Origin of the sequence: Micromonospora sp. NPDC005206 (assembly GCF_040608175.1) — a bacterium.
Taxonomy (GTDB): Bacteria; Actinomycetota; Actinomycetes; order Mycobacteriales; family Micromonosporaceae; genus Micromonospora.
Genome location: NZ_JBEXHU010000008.1, coordinates 21991 through 38224, shown reverse-complemented (window position 1 = coordinate 38224; position 16234 = coordinate 21991). Strand labels below are relative to the sequence as shown.

Genomic DNA, 16234 nt, shown 5'->3' with positions numbered 1-16234 from the left:
GTCAAACGTGTTCCAACAAAGATGAACACTAGCGCGTAGCCGGTAGCGGTGGAAGGAACGGGGTACGGCCGGCTCAGGCGGACGGGGTCTTCATCTCCACCCAGCCGGTCTCGGTCAGGTGGTGCAGCACGGCCTGCACCGCCTCCGGCACGCTCAGATCGGTGGTGTCCACCACCAGGTCCGCGTCCGTCGGCTCCTCGTACGGGTCGTCGATGCCGGTCATGCCGGTGAGCAGGCCGGCCCGGGCGCGCGCGTACAGGCCCTTGCGGTCTCGCTGTTCGCACACCTCCAGCGGGGTGGCGACGTGCACCAGCACGAAACCGGCCCCCGCGGCCAGGGCCATCTCACGAGCGGTGGCGCGGGCCGCCGCGTACGGGGCGATCGGGCAGCAGATGCCCACCCCACGGTGCCGGGCCATCTCCGCGGCCACCCAGCCGATCCGTCGGACGTTGAGATCCCGGTCCGTCTTGCTGAAGCCCAGCCCGGCGGAGAGCTCCCGGCGCACCACGTCCCCGTCGAGCAGGGTCACCGTGCGGTCGCCGCTCTCGCGCAACACGTCCGCCAGGCCCCGGGCGATGGTCGACTTGCCGGAGCCGGAGAGCCCGGTCAGGAAGACCACGAGGCCCCGGTGCCGGCGCGGTGGCCGGGCCCGGGCCAGCTCCTTCGCCACCGCGGGCGGGGTGTGCCACTCCGGCAGCGGGAAGCCCCGGTCCAGCAGGTCGTCGATCTCCTCCTGCGTCAGCGCGAGACGGCGGTTGCGCGGCGGGATGTCCTCCCGCCAGCGCCACTGCCCGTCCCGGTTGTCGTACGCCAGCTCGCGCGGCACCAGCACCCGCAGCCCGGCTCCGGAGAGCATCTCCCCGGTGGAGAGCAGGTGGGTGACCCCGTACGCGGCGGAGACCCGTGCGCGCAGCAGCGCATCGGCGATCTCCTCCCGACGGTGCGACAGTGGCACCGCGACCAGGGTGGCCGGCGGCATCCGGTCCCGGGCGGCGAAGATGCTGCGCACCAGAGCCTCCGGCGGGAGCCCGGCGACGCCACCCTCACCGACCGGGATCATCACCAGCAGGTGCGCGGCCAGGGTGCGCGCGGCGTGGGCGATCTGGGCAAGCTGCGGCCGGTGCAGCGGCCGGTCGGCGATCACTCCGAGCACCCGGCCCGGCGGCAGCAGCGCGCGGACCTCCTCCGGGCTGCGGCGCAGTCGCTGGAACGGCCCGTGGCCACCGTCACCCAGCCGCCGGACTTGGCCGCCCACCCCGGCCACGCCGTCGCGTACCGGCCAGACGTCCGCCACGTCCAAGGCGGCCACCGGCGCGCCCTCGCCGTCGGTCAGCACCAGCGCCCGGCGGGCCGGATCGCGCGGATCGAAACCCTGGGCCAGCGCGGCGGGCAGTTGGAGGGCCACCGCGACCTGCCACGGCGTGCCGTCGGCCAGCCGCCCGCGTCGGCTGACCGAGACCAGATCGGCGCGGGTCATGAAGCCGGTCAGGGGGGCGTACGCGCCGGTCAGCAGCAGCTCAAGATCCGCGAGCTCGCCCGGACGCGGCGTGTACGCCGGCGCGTCCCGGAGCACCTCGTCGGGCAGCACCCAGCCGTTGCTCATCCACACCCCCCACTCGCTGACCGGCACACAGTTTCGCAGCCGACCGCCGATCGGTCGAGGCCGCCACTCCACGACCCGGCGGGCGGTCAGCGGCGGATCCGGCGACCCACCGCCGACCGCAGTCGGTTCCAGATCCACCGCTCGTCGCGGAATCGGGGCGGCGCACCCTAGGGGTCGGCCGCCGCGAGATCAGGGGAGTGCAGGGGGCGCGCCGGTGTCCGCGGGGGGCATCGACTCCCTACGCTGGGCATCGTGACACTGATCGCGACCCAGTCGCTCACCAAGACGTACGGAGGTCGGGTCACCGCGCTCGCCGACCTCACCGTCGCCGTCGAGCCGGGGATCATCGGCCTGGTGGGCGCGAACGGCGCCGGCAAATCCACCTTGATCAAGATCCTGCTCGGCCTGATCGCCCCGACCAGCGGTCAGGTCTCGGTGCTCGGTTTCGACCCGACCGCTGACCCGGCGGCGGTCCGCGCCCGGGTCGGCTACATGCCCGAGCACGACTGCCTCCCGCCGGACCTGTCCGCCGCCGAGCTGGTCACCCACCTCGGCCGGATCAGCGGCCTGCCGCGCACCGCGGCCCGCGAGCGGGCCTCCGAGGCGCTGCGGCACGTCGGGCTCTACGAGGAGCGCTACCGCCCGGTCGGCGGCTACTCCACCGGCATGAAGCAGCGGGTCAAGCTGGCGCAGGCGCTGGTGCACGACCCCGACCTGCTGCTGCTCGACGAGCCGACCAACGGCCTCGACCCGGCCGGCCGGGACGCCATGCTGGCGCTGGTGCACCGCATCGGCACCGAGTTCGGCATCTCCGTGCTGGTCTGTTCGCACCTGTTGGGCGAGGTGGAACGGATCTGCGACACGCTGATCGCCATCGACGGCGGCCGGCTGCTGCGCGCCGACCACATCTCCGCCATGACCTCGGCCACCGACGTGCTCGCCGTGGAGGTCAGCGAGGGCACCGAGGAACTCGCCGCCCGGCTCGCCGCGCTCGACCTGCCGGTGGCGCGGGACGGCCGGCTGCTGCTCGTGCCACTCGCCGACGACAGCACCTACGACCTGATCCTCGGCGCGGTCGCCGAGCTGGACCTGCCGCTGCACCGACTGGACCAGCGCCGGCACCGGGTGGCCGAACTCTTCGCCACGAGGGAGCTCTCCCATGCCTGAGCTGTCAACCGCCGCGGTGCGCTCCACGCCGACGGGCGTCATCCACGACATCGGCTACCAGCGCTACGAGGGTCCGCGGCTGGGCCGCCGGCACGTCTTCGGCGCGCTCTATCTGCACGGGCTGCGCACCGCGTTCGGGTTCGGGCGCAGCGCCAAGGCCAAGATCTTCCCCTGGCTGGTGGTCGGCATCGTCACCCTGGTCGCGGTGGCCCTGGCCGCCGTACGCAGCCAGATCGGCGAACCGGTCGCCACGTACGCCCAGTTCGCCGACTCGATGAGCTGGCTGGTCCTCTTCTTCGTCGCGGTGGCCGCGCCGGAGCTGGTCTCGCGGGACCTGCGCAGCGGGGTGCTGCCGCTGTACTTCTCCCGACCGCTGCCGCGCGGTGACTACGCGGTGGCCAAGCTGCTGGCGCTGGTCACCGCACTCTGGCTGCTGCTCGGCGGGCCCCAGCTGGTGATGTTCCTGGGCGCCGCGTTCACCACCAAGGACGGCATGCGCGGGGTCTGGAACGAGCTGCTCGACCTGCTGCCCGGGCTGCTCTACGCCGGGCTGTGGGCGGTGGTCTTCGCCTCGGTCGGGTTGCTGGTCGCGTCGCTGACCGGCAAGCGCGCGTTCGCCGCCGGTGGTGTGGTCGCCGTCTTCCTGATGACCACCCCGATCGTGGGCACGCTGAGCATCCTGCCGTCGCGTACGGCCAACGAGCTGGCCGGGCTGGCCTCGCCCTCCACCCTGGTGCAGGGCGTGGGCATCTGGTCGCTGGGCGATCTGCTCGTGGAGGGCGACCAGGGCGGCCCGTCGATCGGCGGCTTCGGCCCGGTCTACGCCCTGGCCGCGCTACTGCTGGTCGCCGGCGCGACCGCCCTCCTGCTGGCCCGCTACCGGAAGGTCGCCTCCTGATGAGCACGCTGAGCCTGACCGGGGTGTCCCGGTGGTACGGCAACGTGGTCGCCGTCAACGACATCAGCATGGCGCTCGGGCCGGGAGTGACCGGGCTGCTCGGCCCGAACGGCGCCGGCAAGACCACGCTCCTGCACATGATGGCCGGGTTCCTCGCCCCGTCGCGGGGCACCGTGACCCTCGACGACGAGCCGACCTGGCGCAACCCGAGCGTCTACCGCCGGCTGGGGCTGGTCAGTGAGCGCGAGGCGGTGCAGGGCTTCCTCACCGCGTACGAGTTCGTGCTGGCCAGCGCGAAGCTGCACCGGTTGGCCGATCCGGCGGCGGCGGCCCGGCGGGCCATCGACCTGGTGGAGCTGGAGTCCGCGCAGGACCGCCGGATCGGCACGTACTCCAAGGGCATGCGGCAACGGGCGCGGGTGGCCGCCGCGTTGGTGCACGACCCGCAGGTGCTGCTGCTCGACGAGCCGTTCAACGGGATGGACCCGCGCCAGCGACTGCACATGATGCAGTTGCTGCACACGCTTGGCGACGCCGGCCGGACCATCCTGTTCAGCTCGCACATCCTGGAGGAGGTCGAGCAGGTCTCCGGGACGGTGCAGGTGATGGTGGCCGGCCGACTGGCGGCCTCCGGCGACTTCCGGACCATCCGGCGGCTGATGACCAATCGCCCGCACGTCTTCGCGGTGCGCTCCACCGACGACCGGGCGCTGGCCGTCGCGCTGATCGCCGAGGATTCGGTGAGCGGCGTGGAGCTGGACCGCACCGGCCTGACCGTGCGCGCCGGCGACTACGGCGCCTTCACCCGGGCGCTGCCCCGGATCGCACTGACCCGGGGCATCCGGGTGCGCCAGCTGGTGCCGTCCGACGAGTCCCTGGAGAGCGTCTTCTCCTACCTGGTGGAGGCCTGACATGTCGACCATTACCTGGATCACCGCGCGCGGCCTGTTCGGCCGGCGGCGGTTCCTGCTGCTGCTCCCGCTGCCGCTGGTGCTGCTCGGGCTGGCCGTGCTCTGCCGGTCGCTGGGCGTCGACCCGGGCGAGTGGGGCCCGCCGGTGCTGGTCGGCCTCGGGTTGGCGGTGGTGCTGCCGGTGGTGGCGCTGATCATCGGCACCGGTGTGCTGGGCGCCGAGATCGACGACGGCACGGTGGTGCACATCCTGACCAAGCCGTTGCCGCGGTGGCAGATCGTGCTGCCCAAGCTCGCGGTGGCCGCCGGGGTCACCGCGGTCACCGTCGCGGTGCCGCTCTACGTGGCGGGCGTGCTGGCCGATTCGGTACGCCTCGGCCTGGCGCTGGCCGCCGCGGCGGCGCTCGGCGCGCTGGCGTACTCGGCGCTGTTCCTCGCGCTCAGCCTGGTCACTCGGCGGCCGGTGCTCCTCGGCCTGGTCTACGTGCTGATCTGGGAGGGGCTGCTGGGCAACTTCGTCAGCGGCACCAAGGTGCTCTCCATCCAGCAGTACGTGATCGCCCTCGCCGACCGGCTCGCCCCCACCGGGCTGCTGGAGACCACGGTGTCGGTGCCGGTGGCGGCGGTGATGACCGCGCTGGTCAGCATCGGCTTCACCGTGCTGGCCATCGACCGTCTGCGCTCGTTCAGCGTGGCCGGCGAGACGAGCTGAGGTCGGTGCGGCGCGGTCTTCCGGCCAGCCACCGTCCGGCGGTAGGGCTGGCCGGATGGACCGGGCGGGGCGTCGCGCGCCAGGCTGGTGGGCGTGAGCGTCGAAGCGGAGCGAGTGTCGTTGGCTGAGCCGTACTCCCGGAGCAGCCGGCCGTGGCTGACCAGCCTGGCGGTCGCCGGACTGGCCTGCGCCACCGTCGCGACGGCCGCCCAGGGCAGCGGACGGTTCCACTGGTGGGCCGGCTTCATCCTGATCCCGGGCGCGCTGATCGCGGCCAGCGGAGGGCCGCTGCTGGCCAGGGGTGGGGGCCGGGCCTTCGCCGGGTACGTCATCGCCTGCGTCGGCGCGCTGGTGTTCGCGGTGGGCGCGCTGTTGATGTTCAGCGTGATGGGCCGGGGTTGGCCGGTGCTGGTGACGTTGCCCTGCCTGGCGGTCGCCGGCACCTACCTGTGGCGGGCGGCCCACCCGCTGGCCCGTGGCCTGCACCGGGCGGTTGCCCTGCTCGCGCTCACCGGCGCGTTGCTCGGTCTGACCCTGCAACTGATCCGGGTGGATCTGATCCACCTGGAGACCGGCTGGTGGGGTGCGTTCCTGATGCTGGCCGGGGCGATCGTGCTGGGCAACGCCGTGGAACTGACCCGGCACCGGATGCCGTACCGGCTCCAGGCGATCACGTTGCTGGTCGGGCCGGCGGTGGTCTCGTTCCTGCTCGGCCTGCGCTTCCTGCGCGGCTGGTGAGCTGCTGGGAAGGTGCCCTCCCCGCGGAGGGCACCTTCCGCACCGGTCAGAAGGCGCAGGCGATGACGAGTTCCGGTGTGCGATCGGGGAGCAGATCGAGCTTGCCGATCCGGCCAGCCGCGCGCAGGTCGTCGGCGACCAGGGTGAGCTGGTCCAGCAGCGCCGCCGGGCCGAGCGCCTCGGCCAGCGGCACCTCCGCCTTCATCGACAGTTTCCGCTCCGACTTGGCCCGCCGCACCTGGCTCAGCGCGTCGCCGGCCAGCCGAAGCAGCGCCGGTTCGCCCGTTCCGTCGATCGTCCGGGCCACCTCGTGCGTGGTGGGCCAGGGCGCCCGGTGCACCGAGCCGTACCGCCACCAGGACCAGACCTCCTCGGTGACGTACGGCAGGACCGGGGCGAACAGCCGCAACTGCACCGACAGCGCCGAGGCCAGCGCGGCCCGGGCCGAGTCGGCCGCCGCTCCGGTGCCGTACGCGCGCTCCTTGACCAGCTCGATGTAGTCGTCGCAGAACCGCCAGAAGAACGCCTCGGTCACCTGCAACGCCGCGGTGTGGTCGTAGGAGTCGAAGGCGGCGCCCGCGGCGGTGACCACGGTGGCCAACTCGGCGAGCATGGCCCGGTCCAGTGGCGCGGTCGCCGGGGTGCGCAGCGCGTCCGCGGCCCCCAACCCGAGCGCGAACTTCGACGCGTTGAGCAGCTTGGTGGCCAGCCGCCGGCCGACCTTGATCTGCGCCGGGTCGAACGCCAGGTCCATGCCGGGCTTGCCGCTGGCCGCCCAGTAGCGCACCGCGTCCGAGCCGTGCTGCTCCAGCAGCGCCAGCGGGGTGACCACGTTCCCCTTGGACTTGGCCATCTTCTTGTGGTCCGGGTCGAGGATCCAGCCGGAGAGCACGGTGTCCCGCCAGGGCAGCACGCCGTGCTCGAAGTGCGAGCGGACCACACTGTCGAACAGCCAGGTCCGGATGATCTCCTGCCCCTGCGGGCGGAGGTCCATCGGGAAGATCTGGGCGAACAGCTCCGGGTCGGTCTCCCAACCGCCGACGATCTGCGGGGTCAGCGACGAGGTGGCCCAGGTGTCCAGCACGTCCGGGTCGCCGACGAAACCACCCGGCCGGCCGCGCTGCGACTCGTCGTAGCCGGGTGCCGGATCGGTGGATGGATCGACCGGCAGCGCGGACTCGTCCGGCGTGAGAGGCTGGGACCAGTCCGGCTCGCCAGCGTTGTCGAGCCGGTACCACACCGGCACCGGCACCCCGAAGAAGCGCTGCCGGCTGACCAGCCAGTCGCCGGTCAGGCCGCCCACCCAGTTGTCGTAGCGGTGCTTCATGTGCGTCGGCACCCAGTGCAGCTGTTCGCCCCGAGCCAGCAGCGTCGCCCGCAACTCGTCGTCCCGGCCGCCGTTGCGCAGGTACCACTGCCGGGTCGAGACGATCTCCAGTGGCCGGTCGCCACGCTCGTAGAACTTGACCGGGTGCGTGATCGGGCGTGGCTCGCCGAGCAGGTCGCCCGCGTCGGCGAGCATTCCGACGATCTCCCGGCGGGCGCCGTTGACGGTCTGCCCGGCCAGTGCCGCGTACGGCTGCGCCGGCACCCCGGCCGGCGGTTCGGGGAGCAGCCGGCCGTCCCGGCCGATCACCACCCGGGTGTCCAGCCGCAGCTCACGCCACCAGGTCACGTCGGTCAGGTCCCCGAACGTGCAGACCATCGCGACGCCGGTGCCCTTGGCCGGGTCGGCCAGCGGATGGGCGTACACCGGCACCTCGACGCCGAACAGCGGGCTGCGCGCCGTGCCGCCCACCAGGTCGGCGTACCGCTCGTCGTCGGGATGGCAGACGAGCGCCACGCAGGCCGGCAGCAGCTCGGGCCGGGTGGTGTCGATGAGCACCTCCCGCCCGCCGGGCGCGGTGAACCGCAGCCGGTGGTAGGCGCCGGGCCGCTCCCGGTCCTCCAGTTCGGCCTGGGCGACCGCGGTGGCGAAGCCGACATCCCACAGCGTCGGCGCCTCCGCCTGGTACGCCTCACCCCGGTGCAGGTTGCGCAGGAACGCCCGCTGGCTGGTCGCCCGAGCCACCCGGCCGATCGTGGTGTACGTCAGGGACCAGTCCACGGAGAGCCCGAGGCGCCGCCAGAGCGCCTCGAAGACCTGCTCGTCGGCGACGGTCAGCCGCTCGCACAGCTCGATGAAGTTGCGCCGCGAGATCGGGGTGGGGTCGCGGCGGGCGGCCTCGTCGACCGGGGTCGCGGGTGGCCGCCACACCGGGTCGTACGGCAGCGCCGGATCGCACCGGACCCCGTACACGTTCTGCACCCGACGCTCGGTGGGCAGGCCGTTGTCGTCCCAGCCCATCGGGTAGAAGACCGCCTTGCCACGCATCCGTTGGTAGCGCGCCGTCGTGTCGGTGTGGGTGTACGAGAAGACGTGTCCCATGTGCAGCTCGCCCGATACGGTCGGCGGCGGGGTGTCGATCGAGTACACGTCGACACGCCTCTTCGAGCGGTCGAACGCGTACGTGCCCTCCTCCTGCCAGCGGCGCGCCCAGCTCTCCTCGAGCCCGTCCAGGGTCGGACGCTCGGGGACGCCGGCGCGGGCCGTCCTCGCCGTTTCGGTCATCCTGCGATCGTAGGCAGGCTCCAACGGCCGGACCACGGGTTAACCCGCGTGCCACGATGGATTTCGTGCCTGCGCCTCCAATGACCGGAGGGAGGGGGTCGGCCCCGTCACCGGGCGACCGGGCCGGCGACCGGGCCGGAGGTGGCCAGTCGGATCCGCAGCCTCCCGTCGCTGCGGGCGTTCGCCCGCTCCAGGATCGTGGAGATCGGGGCGTAGGAGTTCCGCTCGTTCTCGTTGGTGCAGGCGCCCTCTCCCGGGTCGCCGTTCGAGAGGATGCCCAGCGCCTTGCCGTCGGCCTCGGTGAACAGCGGGCCGCCGCTGTCGCCCGGCCGGGCACAGATCCGGACGTCGATGCCACCGCTGCTCTTGCCGGTGATCTCGCCGCACCGGGTGCCGGGCACGTAACCGGCGCCGGCGCCGGAGTCGACGTACTGCTCACCGGACTTCGGGGTGTACGCCGAGCCGGTCGCGCAGACCACCCAACCGGTCTGGATGGCGCTCCACGGCACGTAGCCGGTGATCCGCACGTCCCGGCTGCCGCTGGTGGCGCACCGCGGGTTGTCCGCGACACACCAGTAGTTGACCAGGCTGGGCGTGCTCGTGGCGCCGCGCGGGTACGCCCACCGGGGGAGAGCCCCGGGCTGGTACGGCATGATCGCGTAGTCGTACGGGTAGGCGTTCTCGGCCAGGCTCGGGTTCGGCGCCTCCACGTTCACCGGCACCTTCGGGCCGAGGAACTGGTGCCAGGTCCGGTCCACCTGCTGGTGCCGTCCGCCGACGACGCAGTGCCCCGCCGTCAGCACGTACGCGTCGCGCACTCCGACGATGAGGTTGAAGCCGGTGGTGCAGCCGCCGACGGTGCCGTCGTCGCGCGGCACGTCCAGGCGGATGCCGCCGCGCATCGGCGCCTGCGGGCAGTAGCGCGGGTCGCACGCCTTCTGCACGTTGGTCGCGGGGGTCCGGGCCTGGGTCCGGGTCGGCACCCCGGCGGCGCGGCGCGCCTCGGCCAGCCGCGGTTCGTCCGCCGTGATCCGGTCGCCGGTGAGCACCACGACCTCGTTGGCCTGATGATCCACCACCACGTCCGAGGGGGACGCGTCGAGCGCGGCGGCGACACCGGCCGCGGCCTCGACGAGCTGATTCAGCGTGTGCCGCACGGCGACCACCCGGACGTGCGCCGGGTCCGGTACGTCGGCCACGGCCGCCTGGACCGCCGCGACGTCGGTCGCTCCGATGGTGAGCACGCCACCGGCCGCCTGGTCGAGCCACATGCCGCCGTACGAGTGCGGGACCTGCTCGGTCAGCCGCGCGTCCAGGGGCGCGGAAAGCTCCTGGAGGGCGAGCCGGCGTGCCGCCTCGGTCGCGGAGATCCGGTAGCGGTCCCGCAGGTACGCGACCGAGGCAGGCGCCGCCTCAGCCACCACCTTGGCCGGTCGGGAGCGTACCGGCCCGGAAACGGCCTTCGACTCCGTCGCGGTCTTCGTGTCCGGTGCGGGCGCGGCTGCACCGGACGCGGTCGCGCCGGGTGGCGCGGTCGGTCCGCTGGCTGTCGCGCTGCCCAGCCCCTCCTCGGCCGCGACCGCGGTCACCGCGCGGCGCTCGGCCGCGTCCCCACTGGTCACCGCGACAGTGGCCCCGACCAGGCCGGCGACAGCCAGTCCAGCCACGATCATGCGTCCCCGTGTGCGCACCCCCGTGCCCTCCCCGTGCGTTCGTCGGTGCCCGGCCGGAACAGAGCAGTCGTCGTTGCCGACCGCGCCGGGCGAAACCGAGATAGACGAGCCGTGATTGTAGCTACAGGAGCGACTCCCGCCACTGCCGGTGCAGGGCGGCGTACCGGCCACCGGCGTCGGCGAGCTGGCCGGGCGGGCCGTCCTCGACGATCCGTCCGCCGTCGAGGACGAGCACCCGGTCGGCGGTCTCCACGGTGGAGAGTCGATGCGCGATCACCAGGGCGGTCCGGTCCCGCAGGATGGTGCCGAGCGCCCGCTGCACCAGCCGCTCGGTCGGCACGTCCAGCGAGGACGTCGCCTCGTCCAGGATCAGGACGGTCGGATCGGCCAGGAACGCCCGGGCGAACGCGACCAGCTGCCGCTGCCCGGCGGAGAGCCGGCCGCCGCGCCGGTGCACCTGGGTGCCGTACCCCTCGGGCAGCGCGGCGATGAACTCGTGCGCGCCGATCGCCTGGGCGGCGGCCTGCACCGCGGCGTCGTCGGCGTCCGGTCGGCCGAACCGGATGTTCTCCGCCACGGTGCCGCTGAACAGGTGGTTCTCCTGGGTCACCAGCACCACCGCCCGCCGGAGGTCGGCGTCGCTCACCTCGCGCAGGTCGGTCCCGTCCAGCCGGACCGTGCCGGCGTCCGGGTCGTGGAACCGGGCCACCAGCTTGGCGATGGTCGACTTGCCCGCGCCGGTCGTCCCGATCAGCGCGACGGTCTGCCCGGCCGGCACGGTCAGCTCCAGCCCGGCGAGGATCGGGGTGTCCGCGCGGTAGCCGAAGGAGACCGCCCGAAAGGTCAGCTCGCCGCGGCCGGCGCCGTTCGGCAGCGGCACCGGCCGGGCCGGCTCGGCGACCGCCGGCCGCTCGTCCAGCACCCCGGCCAGCTTCTCCAGCGCGGCGGTGGCCGACTGGAGCGAGTTGTAGAACTGGCTGAGCTCCTGCATCGGCTCGAAGAAGCGACGCAGGTAGAGCAGGAACGCGGCGAGCACCCCGACCTCGGTCCGTCCGCCGAGCACCCGCCAGCCGCCGTAGCAGAGCACCACCGCCACGGCGACGTTACCGATCAGCTTGATCGCCGGGGAGTACGTGGCGATCAGCCGGAACGCGTGCAGGCTGCTCGACCGGTAGTCGTCACCGAGCGCCTCGAAGATCCGCTGGTTACGCGGCTCCCGGCGGAACGCCTGCACCGCCCGGATGCCCCGCATCGACTCGACGAAATGCACGATGACCAGCGCGACCGCCTCCCGGGTCCGCCGGTAGGCGCTGGCCGACGCCCGCGCGAACCAGCGCGAGAGCCAGAACAGGAAAGGGAAGGCGAGCAGCGTCACCGCGGCCAGCGGCAGGTCCAGCCAGAGCAGGATGGCGGCCACCGACAGGATGGACAGCCCGGCGAGCACCAGGCTGTCGATCCCGCCGTCGACCAGCTCGGCGATCGAGTCGAGGTCACTGGTGAGTCGGGAGACCATCCGGCCGGAGGTGTACCGCTCGTGGAAGCCCACCGACAGCCGCAGGAAGTGCCCGAACACCCGCTGCCGCAGGTCCAGCAGGACGGCCTGGCCGATCCGGGCGGACAGCGTGAGGAAGCCGCGCCGGGCCGCGTACTCGGTCACCGCGGCGGCGGCGAACGCCCCGGCGACGGCGGCCAGCGGGCCGGGGTCGCCGGCCCGCAGCGGTGCGATGGCCCGGTCGATGCCGATCATGACCAGGTACGGGCCGGCCATCGCGGCGGCGTTCTGGGCCAGCAGCAGGCCGACCGCGGCGGCGAGTCGCCCCCGGTGCGGGCGGAGCAGGTCGGCCAGCAGTGCCCGGCTGTGCCGGCGCAGCCGGGCCACCGCCTCGGGGGTGCTCTCCTCGGCCCGGCTGCGGTCGGCCTCCGGGTCGGTGGCCGTCCCGCGCCAGCGGGCCAACTCCGGCTTTTCCCCGGGTGGATCGGCCTGCTCCGGCACGCTCACGAACGCACCAGCCCCCGCCCGTCCGCGGTGGGCGCCGCGGGCGCGGCGGCTCCGGCTGGCGGCGGCTGCCCGGCCGGCGGCTCGGCAGCCAGCAGGGCACGGTACGCCGGTACGGTGGCCAGCAACTCGGAGTGCCGGCCGATCGCGGTGATCCGCCCGCCGTCGAGCAGGGCTACCCGGTCGGCCAGTGCGATCGTCGACGGCCGGTGCACCACCAGCAGCGCGGTGCTGTTCCGCAGCACCCGCCGCAGCGCCGCCTCGACCAGCCCCTCGGTGTGCACGTCGAGGGCGGACAGCGGGTCGTCCAGCACCAGCAGCGCCGGGCGACCGAGCACCGCCCGTGCCAGCGCCAGCCGCTGGCGCTGGCCCCCGGAGAGGGACAACCCCTGCTCACCCACCCGGGTGGCCAACCCCCACGGCAGGTCGTACGCGAAGTCGGCCTGGGCCAGCGCCAGAGCGGCCCGGACCTCGTCGTCGCCGGCGTCCGGGCGCCCCAGGGTGAGGTTCTCCCGCACCGACATGGAGAAGAGCGTCGGCTCCTCGAACGCCACGCCGACCAGTCGGCGCAGCGAGTCGAGCCGCAGCTCACGTAGGTCGTGACCGTCCAGCGTGATCCGACCGCCGGTCACCTCGTGCAGCCGGGGCACCAGGGAGAGCAGCGTGCTCTTGCCGCTGCCGGTGGCGCCGACCAGCGCCAGCGTCTCGCCCGGCTCGATGCTGAGGTCGATCTCGCGCAGCACCGGCGTGGTCGAGCCCGGGTAGCGGAACGCGACCCGTTCGAAGCGGAGTCGGCCGTGGACCGCGTCGCGGGGCAGGGCGAGCGCTCCGGGGGCGTCCATGATCTGCGGCGGGGTGTCCAGCACCTCCTGGATCCGGTCGGCGGCGGTGGCGGCCTCCTGGCCGTTGGCGATGATCCAACCCAGTGACTGCACCGGCCAGATGAGCATCAGTTGGAGGCTGACGAACGCGACCAGCTCGCCGATGGTGAGCGCGCCCCGCGCGGCGGCGGCCGCCCCGGCCACCAGCACCACGCCGAGGGTCAGGTTGGGCACCAGGTCGAGCAGCGCCGCGGTGTTGGCCAGCAACCGGCCCTTGGCCACGCCGGTGTCGTGCAGCGTCCGGGCGCCGCCGGCGAAGCGGGCGGCCAGCTCGACCCCCCGGCCGTACGCCTTCATGGTGCGCAGGCCCTGCGCGGTCTCCTCGACCAGGGTCGCCACGTCGCCCTGCTGGTCCTGCATCCGGCGGGACGCGGCGTGGTATTGCCGGCCGAACCGGCGGCTGATCAGCAGCAGTGGCACCGCGCTGGCCGCGACCAGCAGCCCGAGCGCCGGGTGCAGGTGGATCAGCAGCAGCACCACCACCAGGTAGGTGGTCAGGTTGAGCACCAGGAAGAACACGCCGAAGGAGAGGAATCGCCGGATCACCGAGAGGTCGCTGGTGATCCGGGAGAGCAACTGGCCGGACTGCCAGCGATCGTGGAAGCTGGCCGGCAACCGTTGCAGATGTGCGTAGACGTCGGCGCGCAGCGCCGCCTCCATGCCCACCGCCGAGGAGGACTGCACCCAGCGGCGGATGAAGATGAGCACCGCCTCGACGACGCCGAGCAGCAGCGCCAGGCCACCGAGCTGGAGCAGGCCGGCGGGATCGTGCCGGGCCACCGGCCCGTCCACCACCCGCTGCACCACCAGCGGTACGGCGATTCCGGCCGCGGTGCCGGCGAGCCCGGCGACCAACAGCCAGGCGAACTCGGTGGTGTACGGGCGCAGGTAGCGGCGCAGCCGCCAGAGGTTGTGCACGGGGTGGGGGCCCGCGGCGATCCGGGCGGCCGGGTCGCCGTCGCTCTCCACAGGCACTACCCGACGGTAGCGTCAATGGGTGTCGATGCTTGTGTCAGGTTGTTGTCAACCGCCGCTCATGACCGAGAAGCCACTTCTTCACGTCCAGCCCCCAGCGGTAGCCGCCGAGCGTGCCGTCGGTACGCAGCACCCGGTGGCAGGGCACGAACAGCGCCACGGCGTTACGGGCGCAGGCGGCCGCGGCGGCCCGCACCGCCGGCGGCCGGCCGGCCAGCGCGGCGTACCCGGTGTAGGTGACCGGGGTGCCCGGCGGGACCTCGCGCAGCACCTGCCAGGCGTGGGCCATGAACTCGCCACCGGTGCTCTGCCGCACCGGCACCGCGTCGATGGCGGTGAGGTCACCGTCCAGGTAGGACCGGACGGCCACGCTGACCGGGCCGAGGTCGGCCCGCGCTCGTAGTGGCGCCCGCAGGGTGGGGTGGACCAGGGGCAGCAGCGCCGCCGGATCGGGGGTGAAGCCGGCTGCCCGGACCTCACCGTCCGGACCGGCGATGATGCTCAGCGGGCCGGTCGGTGTGCTCAGTACGGTGCTGTCGATGCTCATGCCGCTCTCCAGAGTCTGATCGTGGCGTAGGACCGCCAGGGGCGCCAACGTTCGGCGTACGCGTCGAGGGTCTTCGAGGTGTCGGGCAGGCCGAGCGCGGTCGCGCCGCGCCGGACCGCCAGGTCGGTGGGGAGCAGGACGTCCGGGTCGCCGAAGGCGCGCATGGCCAGGTAGCCGGCGGTCCACGGGCCGATGCCGGGCAGCGCGAGCAGCCGCCGGGCGGTCTCCTCCCGGTCGCCGCCCGACGCGAGGTCCAGCTCCCCGTCGGTCACGGCCCGCGCCAGGGTGCGTACCGTCTCCCGCCGCCCGGCCGGCATCCCGAACCCCGCATCCGGCACCCCCAGCAGCTCCTCCGCGGTGGGAAAGCCGCGGAGACTCCCCGGAGGCTCACCGCGTTGGTCATGAGGCGGGCCGGGGGTTCGATCTCCGTCCGGCCCGCCGACCTCATGGTCGGTGCGGTCGCGGGCGGCCAGCAGGCGGGTGAGGGTGGTGCGGGCGGAGGTGACCGAGACCTGCTGGCCGATGATGGCGCGGACCGCCAGCTCGAAGCCGTCCACCGCACGGGGGACCCGGATGCCGGGTTCGGCGGCGACCGCCGGGGCCAGAGCCGGGTCGGCGGCGAGCGTGGCGTCGATGGCGACCGGGTCCGCGTCCAGGTCGAGCAGCCGGCGGCAACGGGCCACCGCCGGTGCCAGGTCGCGCAGGTCGGCCAGGCGCAGCGTCGCCGCCACGTGCCCGTCCGCCGGGGTCAGCGCCACCTGGCCGGCACCGTGCGGCAACCGCAACCCCCGGTGGTACGTCCCGTCGCGGACCTCCTCCACCCCGGGCAGCGCCCGCACCGAGAGGAAGTCCAGCAGCGCCCGGGCGTGCAGCGGCGGACGGTACGCCAGTCGGAGCGTGATCGTCCCCGCGCCGGCCGGCGCCTGGTGCCGGCCACGGGCCGCCCGCAGCTTGGACGGGGCGGTCGCGTACACCTCGCGGACCGTGTCGTTGAACTGCCGCACACTGCCGAAGCCCGCGGCGAACGCGATCTCGGCCATCCCGAGGCCGGTCGTCTCGATCAGGATCCGGGCGGTCTGCGCCCGCTGGGCCCGGGCCAGCGCGAGCGGCCCGGCGCCCATCTCGGCGCGCAGCATCCGGTGCAGGTGCCGCTCGGTGTAGCCGAGCCGGGCGGCCAGCCCGGGGACGCCATCCCGGTCGACCACCCCGTCGGCGATCAGTCGCATCGCCCGGCCGACCACGTCGGCGCGGACGTCCCACTGGGGCGAGCCGGGTGCGGCGTCCGGGCGGCAGCGGCGGCAGGCGCGCAGCCCGGCGCCCTGCGCCGCAGCCGCGGACGGGAAGAACCTGACGTTCCGCCGCTTGGGGGTGGTCGCGGGGCAGGACGGCCGGCAGTAGATCCCGGTCGACGTCACGCCGGTGTAGAACCAGCCGTCGAACCGCTGGTCACGGCTGTCCACTGCCCGGTAGCACCGCTCGAAGTCCATCTCCACGTCACCGATGATGCCCCGATCCCCGGGCG

Annotated in this window: 12 protein-coding genes; 5 read left to right on the top strand and 7 right to left on the bottom strand. The window is 73.6% G+C overall.

All coding sequences use genetic code 11. The features are described 5' to 3' along the window. Positions 1 to 73: 73 nt before the first annotated feature. A complete protein-coding gene (gene cysC / locus ABZU69_RS13585; protein ID WP_354964672.1) occupies positions 74 to 1603 on the bottom strand; it encodes an adenylyl-sulfate kinase in 1530 nt (509 codons plus the stop codon). A gap of 252 nt (positions 1604 to 1855) precedes the next feature. Between cysC and ABZU69_RS13580 the strand changes: the two genes are divergently transcribed. From ABZU69_RS13580 to ABZU69_RS13560, 5 genes are all read left to right on the top strand, one after another. Then, entirely contained in the window at positions 1856 to 2770 is a 915-nt protein-coding gene (locus ABZU69_RS13580; RefSeq protein WP_354964671.1) for an ABC transporter ATP-binding protein, read from the top strand. Then, positions 2763 to 3668 (top strand): ABC transporter permease subunit, encoded by a 906-nt coding sequence (locus tag ABZU69_RS13575; protein ID WP_354964670.1) that lies wholly within the window; start codon positions 2763 to 2765, stop codon positions 3666 to 3668. The genes ABZU69_RS13580 and ABZU69_RS13575 overlap by 8 nt, the downstream gene beginning before the upstream one ends. Then, positions 3668 to 4579 (top strand): ABC transporter ATP-binding protein, encoded by a 912-nt coding sequence (locus ABZU69_RS13570; RefSeq protein ID WP_354964669.1) that lies wholly within the window; start codon positions 3668 to 3670, stop codon positions 4577 to 4579. Before ABZU69_RS13575 ends, ABZU69_RS13570 begins: the two co-directional genes overlap by 1 nt. A gap of 1 nt (position 4580) precedes the next feature. Then, positions 4581 to 5291: an ABC transporter permease subunit gene (locus tag ABZU69_RS13565; RefSeq protein WP_354964668.1), complete on the top strand. Its 711-nt coding sequence runs from the start codon at positions 4581 to 4583 to the stop codon at positions 5289 to 5291. Positions 5292 to 5384: 93 nt separating this feature from the next. Further along, a complete protein-coding gene (locus tag ABZU69_RS13560) occupies positions 5385 to 6029 on the top strand; it encodes a hypothetical protein (protein WP_354964667.1) in 645 nt (214 codons plus the stop codon). Positions 6030 to 6075: 46 nt separating this feature from the next. Here ABZU69_RS13560 and valS read toward each other — a convergent pair whose 3' ends face one another. The 6 genes from valS to ABZU69_RS13530 all read right to left on the bottom strand — a co-directional run bounded on the left by valS (position 6076) and on the right by ABZU69_RS13530 (position 16205). Further along, the gene (gene valS / locus ABZU69_RS13555) at positions 6076 to 8640 is read right to left on the bottom strand and encodes a valine--tRNA ligase (RefSeq protein WP_354964666.1); all 2565 of its coding nucleotides are present in this window, start codon (positions 8638 to 8640) and stop codon (positions 6076 to 6078) included. A gap of 107 nt (positions 8641 to 8747) precedes the next feature. After that, complete coding sequence (locus ABZU69_RS13550) at positions 8748 to 10307, bottom strand: trypsin-like serine protease (protein WP_354964665.1); 1560 nt, start codon at positions 10305 to 10307, stop codon at positions 8748 to 8750. Between the two features lie 127 nt (positions 10308 to 10434). Beyond that, positions 10435 to 12312 (bottom strand): ABC transporter ATP-binding protein, encoded by a 1878-nt coding sequence (locus ABZU69_RS13545; protein WP_354964664.1) that lies wholly within the window; start codon positions 12310 to 12312, stop codon positions 10435 to 10437. Continuing rightward, positions 12309 to 14165, bottom strand: a complete 1857-nt coding sequence (locus ABZU69_RS13540) for an ABC transporter ATP-binding protein (protein ID WP_354964663.1) — start codon at positions 14163 to 14165, stop codon at positions 12309 to 12311. Before ABZU69_RS13540 ends, ABZU69_RS13545 begins: the two co-directional genes overlap by 4 nt. A gap of 37 nt (positions 14166 to 14202) precedes the next feature. Next, entirely contained in the window at positions 14203 to 14712 is a 510-nt protein-coding gene (locus ABZU69_RS13535; RefSeq protein ID WP_354964662.1) for a methylated-DNA--[protein]-cysteine S-methyltransferase, read from the bottom strand. After that, on the bottom strand, positions 14709 to 16205 hold the full coding sequence (locus tag ABZU69_RS13530; protein WP_354964661.1) for an AlkA N-terminal domain-containing protein: 1497 nt from the start codon (positions 16203 to 16205) through the stop codon (positions 14709 to 14711). The genes ABZU69_RS13535 and ABZU69_RS13530 overlap by 4 nt, the downstream gene beginning before the upstream one ends. Between the last annotated feature and the right edge of the window lie 29 nt (positions 16206 to 16234).

Excerpts from the sequence above, each read along its gene's own strand:
- ABZU69_RS13565 (WP_354964668.1), top strand. The coding sequence starts at position 4,581 with ATGTCGACCATTACCTGGATCACCGCGCGCGGCCTGTTCGGCCGGCGG.
- ABZU69_RS13535 (WP_354964662.1), bottom strand. The coding sequence starts at position 14,712 with ATGAGCATCGACAGCACCGTACTGAGCACACCGACCGGCCCGCTGAGC.
- cysC (WP_354964672.1), bottom strand. The coding sequence starts at position 1,603 with ATGAGCAACGGCTGGGTGCTGCCCGACGAGGTGCTCCGGGACGCGCCG.
- ABZU69_RS13575 (WP_354964670.1), top strand. The coding sequence starts at position 2,763 with ATGCCTGAGCTGTCAACCGCCGCGGTGCGCTCCACGCCGACGGGCGTC.
- valS (WP_354964666.1), bottom strand. The coding sequence starts at position 8,640 with ATGACCGAAACGGCGAGGACGGCCCGCGCCGGCGTCCCCGAGCGTCCG.
- ABZU69_RS13570 (WP_354964669.1), top strand. The coding sequence starts at position 3,668 with ATGAGCACGCTGAGCCTGACCGGGGTGTCCCGGTGGTACGGCAACGTG.